We start from the raw sequence: 26,555 nt of genomic DNA on the forward strand, positions 1-26,555 counted from the left end.
GGTCATACGTTTATCTGTCTGGCAGGCGTGAATATGTACCGGAGCCTGCGCCCGGTGTTGGAGGAATTTCAGCGAAGAAAGATGAAATTTCTCTTTGAGGCGTTTGACATGGACAAGAAGCTGAAAACAGACTGTGATAGGCATTATCATAAATGTGCTGTCTGCAATGAAAGGGGGACGCCGGCAAACTGTCCATACAAGGTGGAAAAGCGCCGGATCATCCAGAACGCCTGTGGAAAAGTCTATGGGATCTGTCAGGAGTTGTCCCTGCCGGTTAGCCGTATGATCTGGGACCAGGATGCAGATGGTAACTGGAATGGAAAAATCAAAGGTATAGATGATTATTATTACGCAAAGCGGGCTGCGACGTCAGCCCCTTTGCAGAAACAGAAGGGAGTGGAAGCATGAGAAAAGGAGAAAAGCTGCTGTTTCTGGCAGGGATCCTGCTTGCCATCGGCGCCCTTGCTTTTTCTGCGTGGAAACTGAGAGGAATCTATGGAGAATACCAGGAGGGCGAAGATACCTACGAAGAGCTTGCCTCATTTGTGGAGGATCCGGAGGATAAGCCGGAACCAGACAAAAGCGATGTGGAACCGGACGGATATTTGCAGATTGATTTTGAGGGACTGCAGGCTGTGAACTCGGACGTGATCGCCTGGATTGATATTCCCGGCCTTTCCATCAGTTATCCGGTGGTACAGGGAACCGATAATGCTTATTATCTGCATCATCTGTTTACCGGGGAGTACAACAGCAGCGGCAGTATCTTTGCGGACTGGCATAACCAGCCGGATTTCACGGATCCAAACACCATTGTATACGGTCACAATATGAAAAACGGCAGTATGTTTGGAACCCTCTCCCATTATCAGGATCGGGCTCTGTGGGAGGCTTCTTCTTATTTTTACCTGTATGTGCCGGGGAAGGTACTGAAATATCAGATTTTCTCCTGTTATGCCGGGTATGTGGGGAGCGAGGCTTACACCTATGCGTTTCCGGAAGAGACAGACTTTCAGGCTTTTCTGAAGCAGATCCGCTCCTATGCGGGATATGATACCGGTGTGGAAGTCGTGGAAACAGACCGGGTGGTGACACTTTCCACCTGTGTCAGCTCTAGACGTGACTATCGGTACATTGTCCACGGGAAATTGACAGAGGAAATAGCAAATTGAAGAAGAAAAGTATAGGAACAGAAAACAGCGCCGGTATGGAAAAGGAAGACACCATGCCGGTCTTTTTTATGGAGGAAAGTATCATGTTGGAAGCTGAATATGAGAAAGCACGGGAGGAAATTGGATGGAAAGGAAACAGTGTGCTTGAAGAAGAGCGGATACAAACACTCCAGTTAATCTTTCAGCGAGCCTGGCGTTATCAGGAGCGAGGGATGCTGGATGAGATTATATTAGGCTTTGTCCGGAAAAAGACAGGAATGATTCAGAAAGCTAAAACAAAAGGAGAGCTGCAGGAAATCAGCAAACCGCCAAGGCCGGTTTATAACGGCAATGGCTTTACACCTGGAAAGTATGACACAGAGGAAGAAGAATTGCTGGTCTGGAGCCTTACTTGTTTGCAAGCACCGCTCAACAACCAGGCATATGAACGGTACAAAGAGCTGTTCTGCCGCCTGTTGCAGGAAAAGGCGAAGATATTATTCCCGGAAATGAATGAGAATAATCAGGCAAAAGTTGCCTGAAGAATGAAGAATGGAGGATGGATATGACGATCAGAGAAGCAGGAAAAGGAATTGTGACAACCGTGGGAGGTACTTACAGGATCGGATTTATCAACATGGATGGTCAGGAAGATGAGACGGAACTCGATGCTTACAACATGACGGAATTGGAAGAATTATACAGGGATTTTTGTAAAGAGAATGGATTTAGACAGAATACCGTCACCTATATGGAACGGTAAATGAAACGCAGGCACCGGGAAACCGGCGCCTGCCTTGATAGAGAAAAATTAGGATTTGTATTTATTCATTTAAGAAAAAATTCATCACTTCTGGTGAACGCCGATAAGGAAGTATCAAAAACGTACTAACTTAACGGCTGACAAACAGGGTTGCTAAAATGAACCGGCGTGTTATTTCGCAATGAAATGGCACGCCGGTTTTCTACGCATTTCAAACCGCATTTTCAATGGTAAGAATGGGAAAATACCTCCGACTATCCAACCACGCCAGAACACCTCGGTAACATCGGGCTTTTCCACCCTCAAATGCGTAGACGCAACACCATAATATCAGCGGGCGCAAGCGGATTTCTGCTTGCGTCCGCTTGGTTACCACACAGCAAAGACGGAGGAAACCGCCAAGGGCGCGGAGCGTTCATCTCGACCCTTGACGACTTCCTTTGGCTTTGTTATTTCTTTACCACGATGGCATCCACCAATTTTGCCTGCAAGCGGTGCTTCATATACTCATCAATATCGACGTGCGGCAAACCATCTTTGTCATAGAGCGTTCGCGTACAAATCTTGTTGATGTAACGGTCGTAGTACCGCAAGACGCGCTCCAACGCCAACGGATCACCAGCACGGGCTGCTTCGATCACATCCATGGGCAAAAGCACTCTGCCGTTAAAAGTTGGTTGCTTCATGTTAGTTTCTCACTCCTTTGGATTTCAAGTTTCTTCTCAGTTCATTCAGTGTCTTTGTTCTGTGTCGTTGGACGGCGCTACGGGACAATCCCACAAAATTGCCCACTTCTCTGTCTGGCAGTTCCAGCACACAATGCAGAATTAAAATCTGCTGTTCGCGATCCGGCAAACCGGCAAAAGCATCTGCCACCAATTCGCTCTTAATATGCAGGACATGGCCAAACGCCGATAATACAAACTTGTCGCTGGGGTATTCGTCTACGGTATAAAGTTCATCCATTTCGTATTGGGACAAAGCGCTGAACTGGATTGCTCGTTCCCGCTGGCGGCTCAGTTCCCGAAAATAGCTGATGGCTTCATGGCGGAGAACGGTTTTACAGAAAGCATCGAACTGGTGCCGTGCTCCATATTCATCAAACACAAACATTAGCTTCTCACCCCCGATCTGCGGGAGAGTGAGAAGTTGAGGTTGGAGCCGCTGCCCCTTGCGCCTATGTTGTTGCGGTAGTTCCGGCCCGCACCGAAAGGCCACAATAACAACTCGGTAAAAGTAAATGTGATATACAGGTTACTTACACTGTATAGTACATCTTTTTGCCCAAACCGCTCCCTTGTTGGGGACAGACTTTTTTTGATGAGCTATACGATTGAAAAACAGGCTGCATCAGCATGGCGGGTTCCTCCATATCCGCCGATTCTATGCAGAGCAAACGAAAACGGCGGCCTTGATTTCTCAAAACCGCCGCTGGGATATGTGGAATGAGCGCACGAAATCAACCTGCCCGGCAACGGTTTTTTCTTTCCCCGTGAGGCGGGGCAGGTTAGTTAGCTTTATATTGAATTCGGAGATTCACTCGATAGTTTCTATCGAATCCACAATATTCATTTTGGAAATATTTCGCAGCGGAATCGCTGTTGCCAACAGGCAAACCAAAATGGAAATGATTGCAGCTTCGGAAATTGCCAAAACAGGGATAGCGATAAGTTGTAATGTATCTGTCTGTGCCGCATTGACAAAAACACAACAGATATAGCCCAACACTGCGCCAATCAATGATGCGAAAATTCCATAATAAGCGCCCTCCCACAGAAATGTTTTATATAGGCTTGTAGCACTCATTCCAATGGCTCGCTGCACACCGATCTCATTGACGCGAGTATGGATATTGCTGTAAACGGTATTAATGATATTCAATATGCCAATCATTCCAATAAAGATAATCAGTACCCAGCAAAGCATTTTGATTTGTTCAAAGCTCTCTGCCATTTCGTTGCTGCTTTCAATATAAGAAAGCCAGTGAGCACCCGGATATTCGCTGCACCAATCATCCAATATGGTTTCAAAAGAATTGACATCTGCACCATCCCGTAATGTCAAATAGATTTCCGAATAAGCGTCATTTTCAAGCAGCGTGCAATATATTTCTTCATTCACAATAAGCTGGACACCGTTGGTGAAACCCTCGTTGTTGATGGTGATGGGAGTATCAATCAGCCCCATTACACGAAGCGTTTTGCCTCCTAACCGAACCGTATCGCCAACAGAGAGTTCCATATACTCCATAGGGGTATCTACGTAAGAAAAAGGAATCGGATTTTTGACAAGGCAGCCTGTTCCATCTTTTAGAGCCTGCTTATCCTGCTCAGAAAGGTCAGGCGCGTAGATTTCTAATAACCCATCATCAATGTTTGCAAGCTGAAAGGTTTCGTAGCTTTGAACAGACAAATCTGTTTCAAAGGGAAGCTCGTCACCAGCGCCCGGCATAAATATGGAAAGTCTGGCAGTGGAAAGGCTTTCTACTGCGTCGTTTGCCTTGAGTGTGTTTACAGCTTCCGCCGGAATACCCGATGCTTCATTTGTAATAGCGTAATCGCTAAAATACATATCCTGAACCGAACTGCTGGCATCAAGCAGATTGGTAAAGCTCTGCAAAGCAACAAAGACGGTAATACTCATAACAAGGGAAAGAATCGTGACAAGCGTTCTGCCACGCCCACGTTTCAAATTCAACCTCGCATAGTAAGCTTCAAAATTGTGTACTTTGTGATTTCTTTTTCCGCGACGTTTGATTTTCACAGAGTGACCAGACATGGCGACTGTCGGGGATACACGGGATGCGTACTGGGCAGCGGGAAAGGCAGCCAGCAGAGCAAATAAAAGTGTGACTGCTACACTCACAATGAGCATGGGAAACTTCACCGTACTGGCGTTGCTGATCGCTACATTCAATTCAGAAACACTATTTGCCATGAATATATCAGGATTAAGAACACCTGTAGCAGCAATCAGCACTCCCTTTGCGGATAATGTACCGAGTATCAGCCCGATTGGAATACCAATTCCACAAAGGATTAGGAGTTGCAAGGAAACAAGACGATAAATTTGTCCACGCTCTCCGCCGATTGCGCGAAGTGTTCCATATTCCCTAATGCGTTTTGTAATGGAAATTTTCAGAATGTTGTAAATAACCAATCCGGCTGCAAACAAGACCAGCAATCCTACCAAAATACACGCCACGGTCATAAATGAAAAACCTGCACCAGTATCACTGCTGGTTGCCTCATCATAAGAAATACCGATGGCATCAAGGAGAATCCAGTTGTACTGGATATACCGATCCTCTACATCCAACTCCTCCGCAAGATCATACATAATGCTCTGAAAGTTTTGCTTGTCATAGGTCTTAAAGTCCGTAGAATAAAGCAGATATTCTTTTGGCAGTAAATTTTCTGCGGTTCCGGTTCCTACAATTCCCGAAACTGTGCCGGTCGTATATCCGATATAGCTGCTTTCAAGAATACCCGTCAATACAAAATTGCCGGAATATTCAAATTCTGGCAGAGAACCATCCATAAGAGACACACGCATATCCAGAGAAACAGTATCCCCAATCGCAACATCTAATCCGAGATATTGGATACTATCTTCTGGTAATGCAATTTCGTTTGCGGCCTCTGGTAAACGTCCCTCTTTAATCGTTCCGATTGACGGATACATAGATAGAGCGTTATCGTGATACTCCCGAAGGTATAAAGATAAGCTGCTGCTGCCTAACGGCGTACTGCCGACAAAGATGGTATCGGCAACATCGTATAGGCGGTCATCTTCGTGCAGTTTTTGGGCCTGTTCTTGATTAAGCTGATGGAAAGTAGCGTAGCGGTTTCCATTCAGACTCGCCGCCTGCTCTATCCGCATAGATTGTAATATCCCAATGGACTGACCGACTACCGTTGTCATGATCGTAGACATGATAACCGCGATCAAAATTAAGATTGCTGTGATTTTTTGTGCTTTTAGTTCTTTCCATGTAAGTGCTAAATAGGATTTCATTTTGCCGTCACCTCCGAAAGAACCCCGTCTACAATCACAAATTGCCGGTCTGCCATTCTTGCAATACGGCTGTCGTGGGTTATGATAACAAGCGTTTTGCCCATCTTCTTCCATATATTTTGCAGCATTTCCATGACCTCGCTGCCGCTTTTGCTATCAAGATTTCCGGTTGGTTCATCGGCAAAGATAATATCGGGTTTTGCAATCAGAGCGCGGGCAATCGCTACACGCTGCTGCTGACCGCCGGAAAGCTCATGAGGTAAATGGGTAAGGCGCTCCCGAATCCCCAGCAATTCCGTAAGCTGCTTTAGATAGGCTTCATCCGGCTGCTTTTTATCCAGCAAAAGAGGCATAATAATATTCTCTTTTGCGGTCAGAACGGGAAGCAGATTGAACTGCTGGAAGATGAAGCCGATCCGCTGGCGGCGAAAAGCAGATAGAGCTTTGTCGTTGAAACTGTATATGTCTTTTCCATCGTATGTAAGGCTGCCAGAAGTCGGCTTATCCAACCCGGATAACAAATGAAGTAAGGTACTTTTTCCGCTGCCAGAAGGCCCCATAATGGAGATGAAGTCGCTGGATGCAATTTCAAGATTGACTTTATCTAATGCGACAACACGGCTTTCGCCGCTGCCGTAGATTTTTGATAGTTCTTTTGCCTCAATATTCATAAAAAAACACTCTCCTTATTTGTGGTATAAGGAGAGTGTAAATTAAAAATCTCAAAAATTGCTCAAGGTTTCCGATTTATTTGAAATGAAGCAATAGCTGTTGCGCCATACTCCTTTCGATTCGTGAGTATCAGTGTTCCTCCATGTTTCAGGCATAATGTCTGGCTGCTATAAAGCCCCATCCCAAAGTGAGCAGAATCACCACTTACTTTTCCAAACGGTCTTGGGCCGTTTTGTACCAGTTCTGCAGGATAGCCTGGGCCATCATCTGTGACCGACAGACACAAGAGATTTTCCCGTTGTTGCAGGCATATTATAATTTCGCTTTTTGCAAAACGAGCAGCATTTCCAATCAAATTTTCCGCAACAGTCAGGAATACCGCATGATCTATTGACGCGGTTCCGTATTCAGGTGCAGAAATGGATAGCCGGAATGTCCCAGCAAGAAGTTTTGCTGTATCTTCTAATTCAGAGCGCAACAGGGAATACGGATATTCACTTACCCGCAAGGGCATTTGCTCCAATCTTTGTATGCTGCTCATAGCTTCCACATACTGTTCAATTCGCTGGGTATAGCTTTCCAATCTGTCAATCGTCTGCTTATCTACTGTACCCTGACGCAGCAATTTCACAGTCCCTTTCAAGACTGTGATCGGATTTCTTAAATCGTGAGAGAACGCGGCATTTAGCCTTTTCCGTTCTTCCATCTGCCGCCATAGTTCCTGATTCGATTTCAAGAGTTCTTCACGCATGGTATCAAAGGCGGCACAGAGCTGTCCCAATTCATCACCGGAACGAACCGGCATAATAAAATCAAGGTCATGGTTCTGAATCCTTGTAATACCATTTCGCAATACAGCAATCGGCTGTTTCAACTTAATATGATAATATAAAACTCCCGACAGAGCCAGCCCACCCACAGGAAGCGCAATACAAGACACAATTTGAAAGATACCTAATGCTGACAATATCTTTTGCTGGGATGCTGTCGGTGCTTCCAGCCTGATTACTGTACCATCTGATAAAACTTCTATTCCACCTGCGGGAAAGGTGCTGCTGATTGAAGTACATACCGCAAAAACAAGTCCCAACAGTAGGAGGGCAAACAACACACAGGAAACAGACAAAACAAGAAAAGATTTTTTTAACCCCATATTTTTTAAGCGTTCCACCGATAACCGCACCCCCAAACTGTTTCAATATAATTGTGCAGCGTATATGCCGCAAACTTAGCCCGTATTTTCCGAATATGTTCCATGATGGTGTCGCTATTCCCGCCCCCATCCAATCCCCACACAAGCTCATAGATTCGTTCCCGATCAAAGACCTGTCCTGCATTGAGGGAAAGAAGCTCCACAATTTCAAACTCCCGTTTCGACAGCAGGATGTTCTGACTATTGATTGCAGCTGTCCGGGCCGAGTAATCCAATGCCAATTCACCAAAGATGCGAACCGCAGAATTATTCTGGCGGCGCTGCTCCCGCCGCAGGTGCGCGGCAATTCGCGCCCCCAATTCGTCCAGATCAAAGGGTTTCACAATATAGTCATCTGCCCCAACCTGAAAACCTACGATCTTATCGCTGGATTCAATGCGGGCCGTCAGAAATAAAATGGGACAAGTGATATAATCCCGTATCTTCTGGCATACGGTCAGCCCGTCTATGTCCGGCATATTGATATCCAACAAAATCAAATCCGGGTTACTTGCGATTTTTTGGAGCGCTTCTTGGCCGCTGTATGCAGTCAAAATATCATATTGAGTTTGAAAGTAACTTTGTATCATATCGACGATACCATGTTCATCATCGACAATCAGTATTTTAGATCTCATAATCCTCACCTCTATTTATTTTATCATATAGTGCAAATCTCAAAAAACGCTCAACTTTTTAGTAACTAATGTATTATGCGCCATTCTCTACCTTCATTCATTTTCTAAATTGGGAAAGATTTTTACTTTATGCCGTCTTGAAGCAGAATGTAAAGAAAAATCTATACAAAGTTTTGATTTAGCGGGTAGTTTCCGTCCTTTCCAGCGTATTATTGGCGAAGCAAAAACAAGGGTTTGGGAAGTTCCCAACAAGCAAAAATCTCCGCCCGTCAACAGGCCGGAAACGGAGATTTTGCGGAAGTGTAGCCACACTTCCTATGCTTGCTCTGTTATGACTTCCCCGGAAAGGACGGGAATGGAATGGAAGAGAAACGAAGCCCCAAAGAGAGCGATTATTTGCCAAAACGGGGAAATCCGCTGCAAGAAACTGTCTGTTACAGGCTCGGCGGGACGGTCTATGAAGTACATACTTCCTGCGGCGGTACAGAACTGCTCTATGACAAGATGGTACGCCTCATTCGCTCGGAAGCTATTGCCGCATCTGCTGACAAAGAGGACAAACCGCAGTATAATAAGGACAGCAACCTGTTTGTCGGGCGTTCATTACAGGAGGAATGAACCATGACAGCAAACACCAATTATCCCGACAACATTACTGCTTTGTACGCCCGCCTGTCCCAAGAGGACGCGCTGGACGGCGAGAGCAACAGCATAGCCAATCAAAAGAAAATCCTTTTAAAGTACGCGACTGACAACGGTTTCCCCAATCCTGCGTTTTTCATCGACGACGGCGTTTCCGGGGTGACCTTTGACCGTCCGGGCTGGAATGAGATGATCCGACTGGCCGAGGCGGGAAAGGTCAGAACCGTTATTGTCAAGGATATGTCCCGTATGGGGCGGGACTATCTGAAAGTGGGCTACTATACCGAGAGTTTCTTTGCCGAGCGCGATATTCGGTATATCGCCATCAATGACGGCGTGGACAGCGACAAAGGGGACAACGATTTTACCCCTTTTCGCAATCTGTTCAACGACTTCTACGCCCGCGATACCAGCAAGAAAATCCGGGCTGTCATGCGTGCCAAAGGAAATGCCGGGGAACACCTCTGCACCAATCCGCCCTACGGGTATCAGAAAGACCCGGCGGATAAAAAGAAATGGATCGTGGACGAGGAAGCCGCCGAGATTGTCAAACGGATTTTTGACCTGTGCATTGCAGGGAAGGGCCCCTTGCAGATTGCCAAGCTGCTGACCGCCCAACACGTCCTGACGGTTAAAGCTCACTACGCCCAGCGGGACGGAAAGCCGCTGCCGGAGAAGCCTTACAAGTGGAGCCCCCAAGTCTGTTGCGGGAATTTTGGAGCGGCCAGAGTACACCGGCTGCACGGTGAACTTCAAGACCTATTCCAAGTCCCACAAGCTGAAAAAGCGGCTGCATAACGCCCCGGAGAACCAGCGAATTTTCCCCAATACCCAGCCCGCCATTATCGAAGAACAAGTCTTTGCACGAGTACAGGAGTTGCGGGAGAACAAGCGTCGCCCCAGCAAGACAGGAAAGCAAGGACTATTCTCTGGCTTGCTCTATTGTGCGGATTGCGGGGACAAACTGTATTTCTGTACGACAAACAGCTTTTCACCCAAGCAAGACCACTATGTTTGCTCCAACTATAAGAGCAACACGGGAACTTGTTCCGCCCACTTTATCCGGGAAGAAACGCTGAAACTGTTTGTGTTGCAGCGGATTTTCGATGTGACGGCACTGTTCTTTGACGATGCCATGGCATTTGAGGAAGCCGCGAAAAAGCAACGGTTCCAAGAAGCCGAAAAAGAGGCCAAGAAACGCAGGCGCGAAATCGCCCAAGCGGAAAAGCGTATTGGCGAACTTGACCGGATTTTCAAACGCATCTATGAGGACGACATCAACGGGGCAATCAGCCATGAACGGTTCTTGAAACTTTCTGCCGACTATGAGGCAGAACAAAAAGAACTGACGGAGCAGGTCAAGGCATGGCGGGACGCAGTAGAAACCTTTGAACAGGATCAAGCCGATTTTGCCAGCTTTGCAGCCATTGTGCGAAAATATGTGGGCATCCGGGAACTGACGCCCACCATCGTCAATGAGTTTGTAAAGAAGATCATCGTCCATGCGCCGGACAAGTCCAGCGGCCACCGCAGGCAGAAGATCGAACTGGTCTGGAATTTCATCGGAGAAGTTAACCTACCGGGCGACAATGAGACTGTGGAACGGCAAGGAAAAGGCAGGACGGCATGACTTTTCAGCCATGCCGCCCTGCGACAATCAAATTACTTCCTTATGGGCGCTCGCCTTCTTGTTTGGTTTTCTTTTTATTCCCAGCAGTTTAACAAAATCATCAAATAAGGCTGTATCTGTTGGCTCAAACATTAACCATTTTCCGTCGTGATAGGTTTTAGTTTCATCATAAATTTTCTGCACTTCTTTTGAATAACTATTTCTATCTGTATCAAATTTTAATTGTTCATCTTTCCCTAAGATAATCATAAATCCTACACAGTTTTCCCTTGCGTACAATGCACAAAGCGTTTTTCCGCCACGACGATATTTATACTCATAAGTCCACGCTTTACCACCTTTGTTCCATAAACATTCCATGTCATACTTTTCATCAATTAAAGCACAAAGTTTATTCCATATATCATATAATGATTGTCCGATTAAAGCAGTCATTTCTTCTGCATTAGGTATTTTATCCAGCATATTCGTTTCTCCTTTATAACTTTCAATTTGTTTCTGCCTACATTCTACCAAAGACACGTCTGGAATACTATCCTAAATAAAAAGTCTCAAAAAATTTTCTCTCCAGAGTTGCTATCTACATATCTCATACGTATGGAATAAGTAGAAATCAATATAAGGAGTGACGCATTATGATAAAAAAACTGACTATCCCCGTGGATCACGGGAACCGGAACATGAAGACCACCCATTTTCTTTTCACTACGGGGCTCTCATCCACTGACCGTAAGCCTGCAGGCCGGGAGGATTTCCTTCAGACTGACGGGAAGTTTTATGTTTTGAGTGACAAGCGGATCCCGTATCAGAGGGACAAGACGCAGGATGAGCGTTTTTCCATCCTGACGAGGTTTGCTATTGCAAAGGAACTGGAGCGTACCGGTCAGGTAACGGAAGAAGATGTGGTGCAGGTATCGCTGCCGATTGGCGTGCCGCCCAAGCATTACGCTGAATTGGCGGAGCGGTATCGGGAGTATTTCCTGGGAGACGGAAAGGTGCAGGATCTGGTGTATAACGGAAGAACCTACCATACCTGCATCCGGGACGTAGCTGTATATCCCCAGGCGTATGCCGCTATGATGATCGAGGGAGAAAAAATCCGGCAGGTCCACAAGGCTGTAGGGATTGACATTGGCGGATTTACATCGGATTTTCTGCTGATGCGGAGTGGAAGCCCATGTCTGGACTATTGCGATTCCATGGAAAAGGGTGTCATCACCATGTATAACGATATCATTTCCAGTGTCAACGGGGATCACGATATGCTGCTGGAGGAAACTGACATTGACAGTATCCTGGAAGGCAAGACGGAATATTATCCGGAAATGGTGGTACATACCGTGGAAGAAATGGCCCGGAATTTTGTGACCGACCTGCTCAGCAGTGTCCGGGAACGGGGCATTGACACGAAATCTACCTATACTATATTCATCGGAGGCGGAGCCATCTTACTCCGGCGGTTCCTGGAAAGTTCCAGCCGTCTGATCAAGTATCAGTTTATGGATGATATTTTTGCAAATGCGAAAGGGTACGGCATCCTGTACCGCAGTTCTTTAGCAGGGAAGTGATGATGTGGGAAAGAAAAATCCATATGTATTTACGATAGGGTTTGACAAGAAAAATCCGGAGCATTTGGAAGTCGTAGAGATCCTGAACGGAACAGAGAAAAAGGCGGCGCTGATTGCGGAAGCAATCCTGCAGTATACAGGGAAGAAGTCCGGAGGAGATACCGGAGTCTCCCAGGAAAGCATCCAAGCGATGGTGCGTCTTCTGGTACGGCAGGAAATGGAACGGATTGCTGACGAGGCTCCTGTTTCAGACTTTGGAACTTCAGGCAGCCAGCAGCTGCAGCCGGAGGCAGATAAGAAACCTGCAGAGGCTGTAATCGAGGATCTGAACGAGGAAGGTCCTCCGATTGATGAACGAACAATGCAGGATATTGCGGATGCCATGGCAGCATTTAGAAATATGTGATACAGGTCTTTAGGGAGAACTCGCAGTGGTTCTCCCGATTTTTCACCGTTTTTTCAGAATTTCCATAGAAAATCCATAGAACTTCTATAAAGATTTCCGAGAAGTGTCTCTTACAATGGCAGAAGAGGTGGTTATGTGGGGTTCTCTGTCCGGGTATGTAGTCCTTTCAAGAGGCCTCGCAGCGTTTGCAGCACAATAACCTGCTCTTCTTCGGAGCAGGACTCCAACTCTATCAGGATCTGCTGCATCGTCGTACTGCCGCTATTGTTCTTACGGTCTTTGATCACCGCATCAATAGAAATGTTCAGATAGGACGCCAGGGAGCAGAGACTGTCAAAACGAGGGTTCGCCTTATAAGTTTCGATATCTGAAATTGTACGAAGGGATACGTGGGACCGTTCCGCAAGCGTATTCTGCGATAATTCCAAATTCATTCTGGCTTCTCTTACAGCATCCCCCAATCGTTGTCTATACATCCAATCACCTCATTTCCTGCATATATTTTACCGCAGACAAGCAGTATATGAAATGCGTTATCCTGCGTATTGACAGGCGATATAACGCATATAAAGAGGGGGAATCTACGGAAGATAAGGTGTGAACAGCCGGATGGATCAGACGCTATCTGAAACAATTTCAAAAAAATCCTGCTTCTTTTTGCAGGTGAAGAAACTCTTTTACACGCAGTATATGTGTTGGTTCCGACCACATATACTGCGTGTTCTCATGTAAAGTTAAATCCGCCGGATAGGATCGGGCTGCCGTTGGCAGCTTTCGGTCTTATTTTTTTGCCGTGGGAACGGAACGAAAGACTGCCAGGGTGCCGCTCGCCGCCGGCCTTCTGAATTTCTTTGGAACTACAGATGAAATTCAGGAGGAATCAACATATGAATGAAAAACATACCTATTCGGGAGATCGGACAAAGAACCATTTTACGGCATACTTACTGGAATTTATCAAAGGGCGCAGGAGCAGTTACCTGGACAAAAAGATCCGGACGGAGAAGGACTCCTTCTTGATGGAGGAAATTGCGGAGATTGAAGAACGGATCACATTTGAAGAAATGAGGGAGAACCAGGAGCGGGAAGAGATTCTGCTCAAAGAGGCTGCAGGTGAGTTCCCGGAGTGGAACGAACTCTCGGATGAAAAACTTGTGAAATCGCTGCTGATGCTCAATGAGAAAGAACGGGAGCTGATCTATCTTCACGTATTTGAGGAGCGCTCGTTTAAAAAGATTGGTCAGATGACCGGGATGACAGCAGAGCGCTGCAAGGATGCGTACTTCTATGCAATCCGTAAAATACGCAAAAGATTGGGGGATAAATAGGATGAGCTTTGATGAATTATTATTCCGGGCGAAAGCCGGCGACATGGAAGCGAAGACAGAGATCTTTGCGATGTACCGTCCATTGCTGATCAAGAACGCACTGGTGAACGGAAGATTTGATGAAGATCTGTACCAGGAACTGGCAGTAGAGCTGATGAAGTGTATCCGGTATTTCCGGGATGTGGAGTAATTAAGAAGGGACCGGGCGGTGTAAGCTGCCCGGTCCCTTCGATAAGGATACTATTATTAATTATGTGATAGAAACAGGATAAAAGGTTAATATTTTGTATCGCCACACAAGAAGCCCACAGGTCTTGATAAGCTTGATCACGACCGGGAGGCTAGGGATTGTCCCTTTATTCTCAATGTTGGCGAGATACCGCCACTCAATACCTACCATTTCCGCCAGCGCCTTACGCGCCAGACGCCGGGCTTTCCGCGCAGCCTTTACATCCGCGCCGAAAGTTTCAAAGCCGGGGCAATCTTCTACTTTCGCTATATAACATTACCCATTTACATTGTATAATTCATATTTACCCAATGGAATGTTGTTATGCAGGTAGATTAAACTTTATAATTCATATTTCTGTTAAGCAGCACTTTGTTAAGTTGACAAGGCCACCTCATAATATTATAATTGAGTTGACAAAATCAACACATCTCATTCTAAAAAATGTTACGGAGGGTATTATGGCAATAGAGTTAGTAGCTGCGTATGATTTTCCCAAAGAAGTACGAGTGCTTTTTACAGAATACACAACAATGCTTACAAACAGTGATCCTACTTTCAAAAAATATCTCGACATACAAAATTATAATGACGAATTAGATAATTTAAGCAATAAATACGGTTTACCAGATGGACGATTATATTTGGCTTATTATAACGGTGTATTGGCTGGGTGCATAGGATTAAAAAAGATTGACGAAGCTAAATGCGAAATGAAACGATTATATGTACGCCCAGCATATCGTAAACAGCATATAGCAACTGTCCTTGTCCGTCAAATCATAAGCGATGCCAAATCAATCGGTTATAAATTTATGTTTTTAGACACTCTGCCCTTTTTGCAGGGGGCTATAAATATGTATAAAAAAATTGGGTTCAAAGAAATCTCAAGCTATAATAATAGTCCTATGGAAACGTCAATCTTTATGAGATTAGATTTAAGCGAGGAACTATAAAAAATAAATAGACTTATAGAATGGAGAGTAAGGCATTTTGGATAATGAACTTGTTAAAAAAATACGGGAATTTAACCGATACTATACTGTATGGTTGAATGTGCTTACTAAGGGTTATTTAGGAACTGATTTTTCGTGGCCGGAGTCGAGAACATTGTTTGAAATATGGCTTTTTCCGGGTATTAACGCAACAGAACTATGTGAGCATCTTAATATGGATAAGAGTTACATTAGCAGAATTATTTCTAAATTTGAAAAAAAAGGACTAATAACAAGAGAACTTGTTTTGGGAAGTAAAGGAATTAAAAAACTATGGCTAACTGAGATTGGAGTGGAAAAAGCAAAGCAAATAGATACCAATGGTGATAATCAAATTATTGATAAGCTCAAAACTATGGATGATGAAACGTGTCGTAAACTTTGTAGGGCAATGGTATTTATCGAAAATACTTTGCGAGAGCATGAAAAAGGCAGGAATTGAATATATAGAGATAAATCATTCTACCATCATATCGACCATTACCGAAAAGTTTTGATTTCAATGAACTTTTGCCCTCTAAATGCGTAGGCAGGCGCGGATCGCCCTATTATTATGTCTGCTCCTAAAAGCAATATCTTGACAAGTTATTTTCAAGCAGCTAAAATGAAAGTGACTACTTGCATATATGGAGAGATAGAAAATGGATGATACCAGCCAAAAAATAATTGATGCTGCCATGTCCCTTGTAAGAGATAAAGGGTATGTAGCAACGACAACCAAAGACATTGCCAAATTAGCCGGAGTGAATGAATGTACTCTTTTCCGTAAGTTTCAGTCAAAAAAAGATATTGTGTTAAGTGGGATTGAACAGGAAAAATGGCGCGGAAATTTAACAACTGATGCTTTCAAAAATCTTAAATGGGAGCTTGCTCCCGATTTAAAAATGTTTATGACAGAGTACATGAACAGAATTACACCTGATTTTGTAAAATTGTCTATTGGACTTAGAGCGCCACAGCTTTACGAAGATTCAGCACCACTCATTATGAAAGTTCCGAAAGTTTTTTTGTCTGCATTGGTAAAGTATTTTACTGGAATGGAACAAAGAGGGAAAATTCCGCATCTGGATTTTGAGTGTTTAGCTATGTCATTCTTTTCAAGTACATTTGGTTATACGTTTTTAACTGCTTCTTTTGAAAACGAACTATTACCTATCTCACGGGAGCAGTTTATCAATCAGACAGTTAGAACATTCATTGACGGGATCATGCATCAAACATAAATAATACGGCACCATTTTACTGGTGCCGTATAAAAAACAAATATATGCAAGCAAGCACACGCAATCATCAAGGAGGCCCAACTAATGCAAATTACAGGAGCAGAATTATTTGTAAAAGCATTGCTGGCTGAACAGGTTGACACTATATTTGCCTATCCTGGCGGTCAAGCAATCGATTTGTTTAATGCCCTCTATGGCGTAGAAGAAATTAAAGTTGTTCTCCCACGTCACGAACAGGGACTTGTCCATGCTGCCGACGGTTATGCACGTTCTACTGGTAAAGTGGGAGTTTGCCTTGTTACAAGCGGCCCCGGTGCAACCAATCTTGTAACAGGAATTGCAACCGCAAATTATGACAGCGTACCCCTTGTGTGTTTTACCGGGCAGGTTCCCACACATTTGATTGGAAACGATGCTTTCCAAGAAGTTGACATAGTGGGGATTACAAGGAGTATCTGTAAATATGCAATTACAGTTCGTAAAAGAGAAGATTTGGCGTCAATTATTAAAAAGGCTTTTTTTATTGCCCGTTCAGGTAAGCCGGGAGTTGTCGTCGTTGATCTGCCAAAGGATATTCAGCAGGCATTAGGAAGTGACTGTTATCCAGAGCAAATTGAAGTTCGAGGATACAAGCCCAATACCAATGTGCATATAGGGCAGATAAAAAAGGCTCTCGCTCTCTTGAAAACTGCAAAACGCCCCGTGTTTCTTATTGGCGGTGGCGTAAATATTGCCCACGCCCAGCAAGAAATGACACAGCTTGCAGAAAAAACCTGTATTCCGGTGATTACTACCATTATGGGGAAAGGTGCCCTACCAACTAATCATCCTTTATATGTTGGCAATTTGGGAATACACGGAAGTTACGCAGCGAATACGGCAATCAGTGAGTGTGATGTGCTTTTCTCAATAGGTGTACGATTTAATGACCGCATTACTGGTAAGGTTAGTGAATTTGCAAAAAAGGCTACCATTATCCACGTTGATATTGATCCGGCTTCTATTTCGAGAAATATTGTTGTAGATATACCGATTGTTGCGGACGCTAAAAATGCGATTGCTGCATTATTGGAAAAAGCCCCGAAGTATGATTTTGCGGATTGGAAAAAGCAAATTGATAGTTGGAAAGCAGAACATCCGATTTACAGTATTGATGGAGCCAAATCAAAAGTAACACCATATTCCATCATTCAGGAAATTAACCGTGTATTTGAAGATGCAGTTATTACCACGGATGTAGGTCAAAATCAGCTTTGGACAACGCAATTCCTTGAATTAACAGATAAAAAACAGATGCTAACTTCTGGCGGCCTTGGCACAATGGGATACGGTTTGCCAGCAGCCATTGGCGCAAAAATAGGGAACCCGAATAAAGATGTGATAGCCATTTGTGGTGATGGCGGTATTCAGATGAACATTCAAGAGATGGCTACGGCTGTTGTTTATGAATTGCCGATTATCATATGTATCTTAAATAATGGATATTTAGGGAATGTACGTCAATGGCAAGAAATGTTTTACAAAAAACGATACTCCTGTACTTGCTTAAGGTATCGAAAGAGTTGTGCCGCTTTCTGTAATACACCGTCTGCCTGTTGCCCTGACTACATTCCCGATTTTGTTCAATTAACCGAAAGTTATGGAGCAAAAGCCTTCCGAGTTCAAAGACCAGAGGACATAAAAACGACATTGGAAGAAGCTAAAGGTACGAAAAAAGTTCCTACGGTGATTGAATTTATTATTGACCCGGAAGAAAATGTACTTCCTATTGTTCCACCGGGAAATCCATTGAGCGATATGATTATGGGAGGTACGGGAAATGACTAAAAAGAGATGGATCAGTTTATTGGTAGAAAATGAAATTGGTGTGCTTGCCCGCATATCAGGGTTGTTTTCTGGAAAATCATATAATCTAAATAGCTTAACTGTTGGTACGACAGAAGATATAACAATTTCACGTATGACAATCAGCTTGACAAGTGATGATCAAACTTTTGAGCAAATTAAAAAGCAACTAAATCGGAGTGTCGAAGTTATCAAAGTTATTGATTTTACTGATATAGCAATTCATATGAAAGAGCTTATGTTCATTAAAGTCAATAACTGCTCTGAGGAAGATTTATCTAAACTAACCCGTATGCATGAAATCTTTGACGTCAAAATGATTGATTATGATACTACGTCAATATTGTTTGAATGTGTGCAGACAGAAAATCGAAACAATGATTTTATTGGAAAGCTACAAGATATTTTCCCCAACCGAATAGAAGTTGTTCGCGGAGGAAGTGTAGCAGTTGAGGCAATGAACACATCGGATATATAATATTCATCTCTCAAATCTGCCCGGTGGCGTAAAAGATAAAAACACTACTAGGCAGGTTGGTTTCGTGCACTTATTTTTGCATATCCTTGCGGTGGTTTAGAAAAATCAAGAACGTCGTTTTGTTTATAGCTTTGAATTTCAACATGGCGGCAACTGGAGGATGCCGTCATGTCTATTTTACTCTTTCGCAGTTTCCATGCCCCGTAACAGTTAAAAAAGTATAGTTCCTCCTCCGAGGGATTCCGGTTATATATGGGGATTAAATATGCGCTGCTGGATAAAAACTACCAGTTTATTAAAAACACCTTGGTTGAAAACAAACTGGAATAGGCTATGCAATATGCGACAACAGGTGCCAGCGACCAACACCTGCAAAAAAGATACCTGCTTGTTACCCGTGAAAATAAGTATATTGTTCTGCAATACTATATTGGCGTTCAATATACAAATGAATGGATGAATGAGCATCTGCCATCACCGGATATAATGCTGATTGTATTGATCGCAGTAGGAGGAATTTTTGTCTGTTTGAAGCAACTTCGCAGGTGGCAAGGCAGAATCTTGAGTTTGAGGTTCTCAGTGACAGGTGATGAAGGAAGATTGCAAATCTCAGTACAAATGCAGGTCCCAGTTTCTCGCAGGGAGATTTGCTGTACGTCGAAGAACAGTTTGACATGGCTGACCACAGCCGTAATTCTAACCTGCATTTTTGAATGAGAGAACAATAAGAAAAATACTACTGCTTCAAGGGAAGCCTGCAGGATTGAGCATGACATCAGTGAGCAGAGCTTCCAGAAACTGAAGAAACGGAAGGAGCGAGAATACTCTGAAGAGACAAATGGTGATTGAATTTCCAGAGGAACGGCTGCCGGAGATCAGCTGTATCAAGAGAAAGCTCCAGACTCTGGAGGGTGTGAAGATCTACATGGAGCCGCAGCAGATCCGATATCCGGGATTTTTCCTGGATACGCTCCAGCGTAAGGTCATGGTGGAGGAAAAGGAGGTATTGCTGACTGCCAGGGAATTTGATGTCCTCGCAGCCATGGCCCGGCATCCGGGACGTGTGTATACCTATGCTCAGATCTGTCGCATGATCTATGGAGAAACGGATGTAGGTGAAGAAATGTACAGCAGTGCCTACTGTCTGATCAGTAGCCTGCGGAAGAAGCTGGAGAAGGAACCACGGCACCCCCGGTATCTTGATACCGTATATGGTGTCGGGTATCGGTTTGAGGATGTATTAGAAAAGTAAATTATGATGAGATTAACAAGAGGGTGTTGCGTAGAAGCAGCATCCTTTTTTATTAGGCATAGTTTTAGTACCAGGGGCTTGAAGCGGAGCTGATGAAGTGCATCCGGTATTTCCGGGATGTGGAGTAATTAAGAAGGGACCGAGCGGCGAAAGCTGCCCGGTCTTCGATAAGGATACTATTGTGGATTATGTGGTAGAAATATGATAATAAGGCAATACTTTGTATTCTGCCATAGTTTCTATATTTAATTTATCTGCCGGACGACGGCAAAAGAAAAAAAGCCGTCGTGCAGCAGCTCTTTTCCCATGCCTGATTACATTACGGCGGCTTTGACAAAATCAAGGCCGCCGTTCTCTATGCCCTCATACGGAATGACGCCCTGACGCTGGCGGGATCGGCGGCCCACGGAGGGAGCCGCCATGAAGCAAAGAGCTTTTCGACAAATTAAGACAGGCTATGTACTGTCAAAAAAATCCCGTCCCCAACTATGGGGACAAGCGGCCATGAGTATGCACTATACCGTGTAAATAAACTTCATATCACTTCTTCTTTCGCCCGGTGGGTCTGCGACCTGCTGGGCGAAATTTGTTGTTTCCTGCGGTTCTTCGGTGCGGGCCGGAGCCGTCATATTGCTGCCAGTGAAAGGAGTGGTTTAAGCAGCTTTATCTTCTCACTCTCCCGTATATCGGGGATGAGAAGATGAACGAATACACCTTTGACTATGTGGAACGGAACCGGCTGGACGCTTTCTGCAAAACCGTTCTCCGCAACGCGGCCATCAACTACCTGTCGGAGCTGGCCCGCCGTCGTGACCGGGAAAAGCCGCTGGACACCTTGCCGCAGGCGGAAATGGACAAGCTCTGTACGTTGGACGAGTACCCCAGCGACAGCTTTAAATTCTCGGCCTTTGGCTATGACCTACATATCCGGGACGAACTGGTGGCAGGAGCTTTTGCCAGCCTGCCGGAGCAGGAGCAGCAGATTTTAATTCTGCACTGTGTCGCAGCTATGGCAGACGGAGAAATCGGCGGCCTTGTGGGGATGTCCCGCAACGCCGTCCAGCGCCACCACACAAAGACTTTGAACGAACTGCGGCAAAGGTTGGAGAATAACGGAGGGAGGAACGCGAAATGAAACAGCCCACATTCCACGGCAGGGTGCTTCTGCCCCTGTCAGTCTTTGCGGAGGCCCGCGCCGGTGATCCGCTGGCAATGGAGCGTATCTTACGATACTATGACGGCTACATGAATAAGCTGTGTACCCGGACACTCTGCGAGCTGGACGGAACGCCTCATGTGCGGGTGGACGAGTACATGAAACACCGCTTGCAAAATAAGCTGATCCGGGCCATCCTAAAGGACAGCCTATGAGAAAACGCCGGGCGCAGGGCCAGCAGGCCGCCGCGTCCGGCGCTTTCTCATGGGTTGTTTTCTACGCATTTAGAAGCCTGTTCAGGCGGGGATTGGATAATCTGTCCCGCCTGCCCACTGACCGTGCCGGAAAAGCCTTGTCACGGCTGGGTTTTCACCGCCTTAAATGTGTAGACAGGAGGTATCTTTTCCGCTGCCGTTCTGCCTCTTTCTTCCGGCGTATGGCTGCCACTTGACTTGCCCTATACTTACATTCTATTATTCATATTTACTGCCTTGTGTTCTTTGGGCGAATGAAATATAATAAAAAATGTTATCGGAGGTATGAATATGGCCTACATAACACTCAAAGAAACAAATGAGAATTAGGGCGTTTTGTCCTGTTAAGTCAACTATTGTTTCGTCGGGGCCGAGAGAAGCTGAAAGAAGCGAAAAAAACGGTTGATAAAAGAAAAGTTATGGTGATGATTATGAACAAAGATAGCGAAACAATCCTAATTGTTGATGATGAAAAAGAAATTGCTGATCTCTTGGAGGTCTATTTAACGAACGATAATTATTCTGTCTATAAATTTTACAATGGAACTGATGCCCTTCGGTGTATTGAAGAAAACGATATAGATTTGGCTATACTGGATGTTATGCTGCCAGATACTGACGGCTTCCAGTTATGTCAAAAAATCAGAGAGAACTTCTATTTCCCAGTGATTATGCTTACTGCAAAAATCGAGGACAATGATAAAATTATGGGATTAACTATTGGGGCAGATGACTATATTACCAAACCATTCAATCCTTTAGAGGTGGTTGCACGAGTAAAAACACAATTACGGCGTTGCTCAAAATACAACACGTCAATTTCGTCAAAAGAATCTGTCCCTAAAACAGAATATGACATCAGGGGACTTGTCATCAACAAAGACAGCCATAAGTGTTTTTTGTTTGGAAAGGAATTATCCTTAACTCCTATTGAGTTTGAGATCCTTTGGTATCTATGCGAACATCAGGGAAAAGTCATTCCATCGGAAGAACTGTTTGAAGCTGTATGGAAGGAAAAGTATCTGAATAATAACAGTACGGTAATGGCTCACATTGGACGGCTTCGAGAAAAATTGAATGAACCAGCAAAAAAGCCAAGATTTATCAAGACAGTTTGGGGTGTGGGTTATGAAATTGAATAAAGGAATAAAAAGCAATCTTCTGACTACGCTTTTTAGAAGTTACATTTTCCAGTGTGGGATTATATCTGTAATCATTATCGTTGTTTCTAATTTGATGGGGATGTTGCTACAATGGCTGCTTAGTAAATATGTACCGGACTATTATTTGTTTTACAGATCGCTCTATTTAGGTGTCGCGGCTGTTATAGTATGGGCCTTGTGCATAATCTTTCTTACATATCGGCTACTTAAAAAAGTTGTCGCTTATGTAGATGAGTTGCAGGAGGCCACAGGTAAACTATTTGACTCAAATGTAGATTATATTGAATTGTCGCCAGAATTAAGTGAAATAGCGGCCAAAATAAATCGCCTAAAGCAAGAATCTGAGGCTAATGCAAGACTGGCAAAAGAAAATGAACAGCGAAAAAATGATTTGATCATGTACCTTGCGCACGATCTAAAGACGCCACTTTCTTCTGTAATGGGATATTTAATGTTGCTGCGTGATGAACCTCAGATTTCTGAAAAACTTCGAGAGAAATATCTTTCGATTTCTCTTAGTAAAGCAGAACGTCTTGAAGATTTAATCAATGAATTTTTTGAAATTACAAGGTTCAATTTATCGAATATTACATTACAGTATAAAGAAATCGACTTAACGCGTTTGTTGGAACAGCTTATTTATGAATTTGCACCTATGCTTCGGGAAAAGGGACTGCAATGTGATCTCAATGCTCCCGAAACCCTTATGTTTCGTTGTGACGCAGATAAAATTCAACGGGTATTTGATAATCTTTTGCGCAATGCTGTTATTTATAGTTTCAATGATACAACGATTACCATTGCAGCAGAGCCACATGAAAAAAATGTAACGATTATATTCGAGAACTGTGGAAACACAATTCCGAGGGAAAAACTATCACAGATATTTGAGCAGTTTTATCGCCTTGATGCGGCACGAAGCACAAGTAGCGGTGGAGCCGGTTTGGGCCTTGCCATAGCAAAACAAATTGTAGAACTTCATAAAGGGACGATAACCGCAGAAAGTACGGATGAAAAAATTCGGTTTACAGTTACGCTCCCTATTTTGTAGGAAAATCGTTAGAAATTCCGTAGAAAAAAAGAGGATAGTCTTTCGGACAAACAAAGAAATAAAAGCTCCTATTCTGATACAATATTATGTGTCAGAGCAGGAGCCTTTTTATTGCTGATTTTTCAAAAATATTAGGGGGGATACCGTTGAACAGATACAAAAAAGGAATTGCTTCACTATTGGTTATATGTGCCTTCGCTTTAACAGCGTGTTCATCCAATAATCAACCTCAACAAAATGATGTGAGTAACATTACTCAAAGTGTAGAAAACGTGATAGCCCAGCGTGGATCACTTACGCCAACGCTATCAATGCAAACTACTGTTATTCAGGCTTCGGCCTTTGCTCTATCTTCCCCTATAAATGGAGCTTTTGAAACTCAACTGGATGTAGGTGATAAACTTATTGCTGGGGATGTAATTGGTAATATAGACGGCAATGAGATAAAAGTGCCGGTTGATGGGATAATTCTTTCCCTTACTCCTTCTGGCGAAAACGTGCCCCAAAATTATCCTGTTGCTATTGTGAGCTATACAGGCTTTGCTCTGAATGTAGAAGCGGAAAATTATTTGAAAACATTGCCTGAAAGCGTAGCATTACATGCAAAATTTCAAATCTCAAATGGCATTGGCCCAACGGAGTCTATTGCTGTTGTAACCCCTGTAACAGAAAACAGTGAAGATATAGTGCAGCAATCTTTCATGCCGCAAACTACAACCCTTCAATGTCTAATCGGGCAGGATGTTGATGTAAAACCGGGTCAAAGTGCAACTGTGGTTATATCTGCGGAAACGAGGAAGGATGTCCTTATACTTCCGCTTTCTGTTATTGCTGGGAGGCAGGATAAAGGTATGGTAACGGTCATAAAAGATGGAGAAGAAGTTCAGACAGAGGTGGTATTGGGAGCGTCTGATGGGGCTTATATAGAAATCCTATCAGGGATAGAAGAAGGAGATATTATTTCTTCTCTGCCCCCAAACCTTGATCCAAGGAGAAATTCATAAATGGATGGAGTTATAGACGAAAGTTTAATTAAAATCAGAGATCTAACAGCAACGGTAAAATTGAATAATGGCGAGATTTTAACCACTGTGAGTAATGCACATTTGGAATTAAAAAGAGGTCACAGCTATGCGATTGTTGGAAAATCCGGTTCGGGGAAAACAAGTTTAATATCCATTATAGGATTGCTAAATCGCTGCTACCAAGGTGAATATATTTATAACGGCACCCCTGTTTCTACTTTGTCAGACCGAAAACTATCCATGTTGCGGGCAAACAATATTGGCTTTGTTTTTCAGAATTATTCTCTTATAAAGCATTTAAGGGTTTGGGAAAATATTGAACTGCCACTGCTATATGCAAAAAAGTCATTAAGTAAAAGGCAGCGACAAGAACACATTCATAATCTCCTACAAAGTGTAGGGTTGGCTGGAAAAGCAAATGATTATCCATCTAATCTGTCCGGTGGTGAACAACAGCGAGTAGCGATTGCACGTGCGCTGGCAGTATCACCGGAAGCCATTTTATGTGATGAACCCACAGGAGCTTTGGATAAAAAAACTGGTCAACAGGTTATGAGTTTGTTGCTCAAGGTTGTAAAAGAAAATAAAATTATGCTTTTATTAGTAACCCATGACCCGGATATTGCGAATACCTGTGACACGATTTTTAGAATGGACGAAGGGAGGATTTGCTATGTTGAAAATGATTCTTAAAGACCTGCGAATTTCCCCTCTCCGAAGTGTCTTGACAAGTATATCCATGTTGGTTGGGATCATAGCAATGATCGCCTCCTTTTTAGTTGGTACACTCGGCAGCGGATATTTAGTTGCTGTTAATGCACAGATATATGGATGGGCTCCGACCTACTCCTTTTCTGTTGCGGGCTCATGTTTTGAGGATTCCAGCAAACTTGAAGATTTATTTTTATCTCTTGAAAGAGTTGAAGATCATACGGCTATTACATTTTCTATGCGGGAGGATGTGAGGTTTGCACCGGTTACGTCTATTTCTTCCCTACAAAATTTGGATATGGCCGTATATAAAGAACTTTTCCCCGTAGATGTTGTTTTTACGACCTCTCCTTACAACCAGATATATAATCTTCCAATGTCCTCTGGTGAATGGTTAAACGGCTCTGGTTCAAATTACTCTCTTGAAATTGTCATAAACAAGGCGGCCAAAAGCTATTTTAATGCTCCTTATGCGGTTGGAAATGTAGGAAGCAGCCTTGCTTTGACACCATTCCATATTATTGGCATTGTCAATGATGGACGAGATGTGGCGACGGTTTATATAGACGCTTATTCGGTAGCACAATACGTTCCTACTATGTGGCAAGTCCAAAATGCAACTATTTATTGGAACTCAACGCATGGGCTAACAACAGAGCAGATTTATTCTGCTTTAAGTGATTGTATAGCAGATACAGTAGGTGGAGAACTGGAATATTCAGGAAGAAGTGATGTGGGAAATACGTATGACTCTGTTTTATCCATGCTTCAAATAGGGCTTCTCGTGACATCATTTTTATTGCTATTTGTTTCAATATTAGGGCAGATCAATATTGGTTTATCCTCTTTGGAACAGCGGACGCATGAACTTCTTATTCGTCGGGCAATCGGAGCTTCCCGTTCCAACATTGTTCTTTTAGTTTTAGGTTCGCAACTGATCCTTTCAGCCTTTGTATGTGTGGCGTCCATTTTGATTTCTATTCTTCTGGTTCAGGGTATAGGCATGTATCTTCCGGCTGACTCCCCTGTACCTTCACCTGATTATCCAATCCTTGTAGCCATAATTTCGGTTGTTGCTTCTGTGGCAACAGCACTACTCGGCGGATTATTACCAGCTTTGAAAGCTGCTAAATTAGAGCCAGCATTAGCACTTCGATGAGAAAATA

General features: G+C 43.8%; 31 protein-coding genes and 2 pseudogenes. 24 read left to right on the top strand and 9 right to left on the bottom strand.

The annotated features are described in order from the left end of the window. The 4 genes and pseudogenes from B5E53_RS15190 to B5E53_RS15205 all read left to right on the top strand — a co-directional run. A pseudogene (locus B5E53_RS15190) lies at positions 1 to 408 on the top strand (hypothetical protein); the annotation flags it as partial. Further along, the gene (gene srtB / locus B5E53_RS15195; protein WP_087162145.1) at positions 405 to 1,172 is read left to right on the top strand and encodes a class B sortase; all 768 of its coding nucleotides are present in this window, start codon (positions 405 to 407) and stop codon (positions 1,170 to 1,172) included. The pseudogene B5E53_RS15190 and the gene srtB, both read left to right, overlap by 4 nt. Further along, the gene (locus B5E53_RS15200) at positions 1,169 to 1,693 is read left to right on the top strand and encodes a hypothetical protein (RefSeq protein WP_087276030.1); all 525 of its coding nucleotides are present in this window, start codon (positions 1,169 to 1,171) and stop codon (positions 1,691 to 1,693) included. Before srtB ends, B5E53_RS15200 begins: the two co-directional genes overlap by 4 nt. 23 nt (positions 1,694 to 1,716) lie before the next feature. Continuing rightward, positions 1,717 to 1,914, top strand: a complete 198-nt coding sequence (locus B5E53_RS15205) for a hypothetical protein (RefSeq protein ID WP_015573104.1) — start codon at positions 1,717 to 1,719, stop codon at positions 1,912 to 1,914. A 449-nt stretch (positions 1,915 to 2,363) separates the two neighbouring features. Here B5E53_RS15205 and B5E53_RS15210 read toward each other — a convergent pair whose 3' ends face one another. The 6 genes from B5E53_RS15210 to B5E53_RS15235 all read right to left on the bottom strand — a co-directional run bounded on the left by B5E53_RS15210 (position 2,364) and on the right by B5E53_RS15235 (position 8,433). Then, positions 2,364 to 2,600: a helix-turn-helix domain-containing protein gene (locus tag B5E53_RS15210; protein ID WP_087276033.1), complete on the bottom strand. Its 237-nt coding sequence runs from the start codon at positions 2,598 to 2,600 to the stop codon at positions 2,364 to 2,366. A gap of 1 nt (position 2,601) precedes the next feature. Further along, positions 2,602 to 3,045 carry a sigma-70 family RNA polymerase sigma factor gene (locus tag B5E53_RS15215; protein WP_275532327.1) on the bottom strand — a complete coding sequence of 148 codons (444 nt, stop codon included), beginning with the start codon at positions 3,043 to 3,045 and terminating at the stop codon, positions 2,602 to 2,604. A 405-nt stretch (positions 3,046 to 3,450) separates the two neighbouring features. After that, entirely contained in the window at positions 3,451 to 5,931 is a 2,481-nt protein-coding gene (locus tag B5E53_RS15220) for an ABC transporter permease (RefSeq protein WP_087276038.1), read from the bottom strand. Continuing rightward, complete coding sequence (locus B5E53_RS15225; RefSeq protein ID WP_087276040.1) at positions 5,928 to 6,602, bottom strand: ABC transporter ATP-binding protein; 675 nt, start codon at positions 6,600 to 6,602, stop codon at positions 5,928 to 5,930. The genes B5E53_RS15220 and B5E53_RS15225 overlap by 4 nt, the downstream gene beginning before the upstream one ends. 62 nt (positions 6,603 to 6,664) lie before the next feature. After that, complete coding sequence (locus tag B5E53_RS15230; RefSeq protein ID WP_343215669.1) at positions 6,665 to 7,774, bottom strand: HAMP domain-containing sensor histidine kinase; 1,110 nt, start codon at positions 7,772 to 7,774, stop codon at positions 6,665 to 6,667. Continuing rightward, on the bottom strand, positions 7,762 to 8,433 hold the full coding sequence (locus B5E53_RS15235) for a response regulator transcription factor (RefSeq protein ID WP_087276043.1): 672 nt from the start codon (positions 8,431 to 8,433) through the stop codon (positions 7,762 to 7,764). The genes B5E53_RS15230 and B5E53_RS15235 overlap by 13 nt, the downstream gene beginning before the upstream one ends. Positions 8,434 to 8,793: 360 nt before the next feature. Between B5E53_RS15235 and B5E53_RS15240 the strand changes: the two genes are divergently transcribed. Genes B5E53_RS15240 through B5E53_RS20175 form a run of 3 tightly spaced genes read left to right on the top strand, consistent with a single transcriptional unit; the run spans position 8,794 to position 10,705 of the window. Further along, positions 8,794 to 9,051: a hypothetical protein gene (locus tag B5E53_RS15240; RefSeq protein ID WP_087276046.1), complete on the top strand. Its 258-nt coding sequence runs from the start codon at positions 8,794 to 8,796 to the stop codon at positions 9,049 to 9,051. Positions 9,052 to 9,054: 3 nt separating this feature from the next. After that, positions 9,055 to 9,873 (top strand): recombinase family protein, encoded by an 819-nt coding sequence (locus B5E53_RS20170; RefSeq protein ID WP_343215670.1) that lies wholly within the window; start codon positions 9,055 to 9,057, stop codon positions 9,871 to 9,873. Further along, complete coding sequence (locus B5E53_RS20175; RefSeq protein WP_343215671.1) at positions 9,821 to 10,705, top strand: DUF4368 domain-containing protein; 885 nt, start codon at positions 9,821 to 9,823, stop codon at positions 10,703 to 10,705. Before B5E53_RS20170 ends, B5E53_RS20175 begins: the two co-directional genes overlap by 53 nt. Before the next feature lie 27 nt (positions 10,706 to 10,732). Here the strand turns inward: B5E53_RS20175 and B5E53_RS15250 are convergent, their stop codons facing one another. Continuing rightward, positions 10,733 to 11,170: a DUF3788 domain-containing protein gene (locus B5E53_RS15250; RefSeq protein ID WP_087276048.1), complete on the bottom strand. Its 438-nt coding sequence runs from the start codon at positions 11,168 to 11,170 to the stop codon at positions 10,733 to 10,735. A 170-nt stretch (positions 11,171 to 11,340) separates the two neighbouring features. Between B5E53_RS15250 and B5E53_RS15255 the strand changes: the two genes are divergently transcribed. Together B5E53_RS15255 and B5E53_RS15260 are read left to right on the top strand one after the other, a co-directional pair. Further along, on the top strand, positions 11,341 to 12,273 hold the full coding sequence (locus tag B5E53_RS15255) for a ParM/StbA family protein (protein ID WP_087276051.1): 933 nt from the start codon (positions 11,341 to 11,343) through the stop codon (positions 12,271 to 12,273). Positions 12,274 to 12,277: 4 nt separating this feature from the next. Next, on the top strand, positions 12,278 to 12,679 hold the full coding sequence (locus B5E53_RS15260; protein WP_087276054.1) for a hypothetical protein: 402 nt from the start codon (positions 12,278 to 12,280) through the stop codon (positions 12,677 to 12,679). Between the two features lie 131 nt (positions 12,680 to 12,810). Here B5E53_RS15260 and B5E53_RS15265 read toward each other — a convergent pair whose 3' ends face one another. Continuing rightward, complete coding sequence (locus B5E53_RS15265; RefSeq protein WP_087200826.1) at positions 12,811 to 13,155, bottom strand: helix-turn-helix transcriptional regulator; 345 nt, start codon at positions 13,153 to 13,155, stop codon at positions 12,811 to 12,813. A gap of 411 nt (positions 13,156 to 13,566) precedes the next feature. Between B5E53_RS15265 and B5E53_RS15270 the strand changes: the two genes are divergently transcribed. Both B5E53_RS15270 and B5E53_RS15275 read left to right on the top strand, forming a co-directional pair. Beyond that, positions 13,567 to 14,007 carry a sigma-70 family RNA polymerase sigma factor gene (locus B5E53_RS15270; RefSeq protein WP_087270550.1) on the top strand — a complete coding sequence of 147 codons (441 nt, stop codon included), beginning with the start codon at positions 13,567 to 13,569 and terminating at the stop codon, positions 14,005 to 14,007. A 1-nt stretch (position 14,008) separates the two neighbouring features. Beyond that, a complete protein-coding gene (locus B5E53_RS15275; protein WP_087270553.1) occupies positions 14,009 to 14,197 on the top strand; it encodes a helix-turn-helix domain-containing protein in 189 nt (62 codons plus the stop codon). A gap of 96 nt (positions 14,198 to 14,293) precedes the next feature. On the opposite strand, the pseudogene B5E53_RS15280 reads toward B5E53_RS15275, so the two are convergent. Beyond that, positions 14,294 to 14,506: pseudogene (locus B5E53_RS15280) on the bottom strand (helix-turn-helix domain-containing protein); the annotation flags it as partial. Positions 14,507 to 14,697: 191 nt separating this feature from the next. Here B5E53_RS15280 and B5E53_RS15285 point away from each other — a divergent pair. The 13 genes from B5E53_RS15285 (at position 14,698) to B5E53_RS15360 (ending at position 26,548) form a co-directional block, all read left to right on the top strand. Further along, positions 14,698 to 15,192 carry a GNAT family N-acetyltransferase gene (locus tag B5E53_RS15285; RefSeq protein ID WP_087316574.1) on the top strand — a complete coding sequence of 165 codons (495 nt, stop codon included), beginning with the start codon at positions 14,698 to 14,700 and terminating at the stop codon, positions 15,190 to 15,192. A gap of 37 nt (positions 15,193 to 15,229) precedes the next feature. Further along, complete coding sequence (locus B5E53_RS15290) at positions 15,230 to 15,673, top strand: MarR family winged helix-turn-helix transcriptional regulator (RefSeq protein ID WP_162611936.1); 444 nt, start codon at positions 15,230 to 15,232, stop codon at positions 15,671 to 15,673. Positions 15,674 to 15,872: 199 nt separating this feature from the next. After that, a complete protein-coding gene (locus B5E53_RS15295; RefSeq protein ID WP_087316579.1) occupies positions 15,873 to 16,454 on the top strand; it encodes a TetR/AcrR family transcriptional regulator in 582 nt (193 codons plus the stop codon). A gap of 84 nt (positions 16,455 to 16,538) precedes the next feature. Beyond that, positions 16,539 to 18,281, top strand: a complete 1,743-nt coding sequence (gene ilvB, locus B5E53_RS15300; RefSeq protein ID WP_087316581.1) for a biosynthetic-type acetolactate synthase large subunit — start codon at positions 16,539 to 16,541, stop codon at positions 18,279 to 18,281. Next, the gene (ilvN, locus tag B5E53_RS15305; RefSeq protein ID WP_087316583.1) at positions 18,274 to 18,777 is read left to right on the top strand and encodes an acetolactate synthase small subunit; all 504 of its coding nucleotides are present in this window, start codon (positions 18,274 to 18,276) and stop codon (positions 18,775 to 18,777) included. Before ilvB ends, ilvN begins: the two co-directional genes overlap by 8 nt. Positions 18,778 to 19,615: 838 nt before the next feature. Beyond that, on the top strand, positions 19,616 to 20,029 hold the full coding sequence (locus tag B5E53_RS15320; protein ID WP_087316587.1) for a winged helix-turn-helix domain-containing protein: 414 nt from the start codon (positions 19,616 to 19,618) through the stop codon (positions 20,027 to 20,029). A gap of 700 nt (positions 20,030 to 20,729) precedes the next feature. After that, a complete protein-coding gene (locus B5E53_RS15325) occupies positions 20,730 to 21,164 on the top strand; it encodes a sigma-70 family RNA polymerase sigma factor (RefSeq protein ID WP_087316589.1) in 435 nt (144 codons plus the stop codon). Further along, entirely contained in the window at positions 21,161 to 21,400 is a 240-nt protein-coding gene (locus B5E53_RS15330) for a helix-turn-helix domain-containing protein (RefSeq protein ID WP_087316591.1), read from the top strand. Before B5E53_RS15325 ends, B5E53_RS15330 begins: the two co-directional genes overlap by 4 nt. A 470-nt stretch (positions 21,401 to 21,870) precedes the next feature. Continuing rightward, positions 21,871 to 22,581, top strand: a complete 711-nt coding sequence (vanR, locus tag B5E53_RS15340; protein WP_087163109.1) for a VanR-ABDEGLN family response regulator transcription factor — start codon at positions 21,871 to 21,873, stop codon at positions 22,579 to 22,581. Next, entirely contained in the window at positions 22,568 to 23,653 is a 1,086-nt protein-coding gene (gene vanS / locus B5E53_RS15345) for a vancomycin resistance histidine kinase VanS (RefSeq protein WP_087163103.1), read from the top strand. The genes vanR and vanS overlap by 14 nt, the downstream gene beginning before the upstream one ends. 146 nt (positions 23,654 to 23,799) lie before the next feature. Beyond that, a complete protein-coding gene (locus B5E53_RS15350; RefSeq protein ID WP_242963770.1) occupies positions 23,800 to 24,657 on the top strand; it encodes a hypothetical protein in 858 nt (285 codons plus the stop codon). Next, positions 24,658 to 25,371, top strand: a complete 714-nt coding sequence (locus B5E53_RS15355) for an ABC transporter ATP-binding protein (RefSeq protein WP_087163102.1) — start codon at positions 24,658 to 24,660, stop codon at positions 25,369 to 25,371. Further along, positions 25,352 to 26,548: an ABC transporter permease gene (locus B5E53_RS15360; RefSeq protein ID WP_242963772.1), complete on the top strand. Its 1,197-nt coding sequence runs from the start codon at positions 25,352 to 25,354 to the stop codon at positions 26,546 to 26,548. The genes B5E53_RS15355 and B5E53_RS15360 overlap by 20 nt, the downstream gene beginning before the upstream one ends. Positions 26,549 to 26,555 lie beyond the last annotated feature (7 nt).

It is taken from the genome of Eubacterium sp. An11 (assembly GCF_002161065.1).
Lineage (GTDB): Bacteria > Bacillota > Clostridia > Lachnospirales > Lachnospiraceae > Anaerobutyricum > Anaerobutyricum faecale.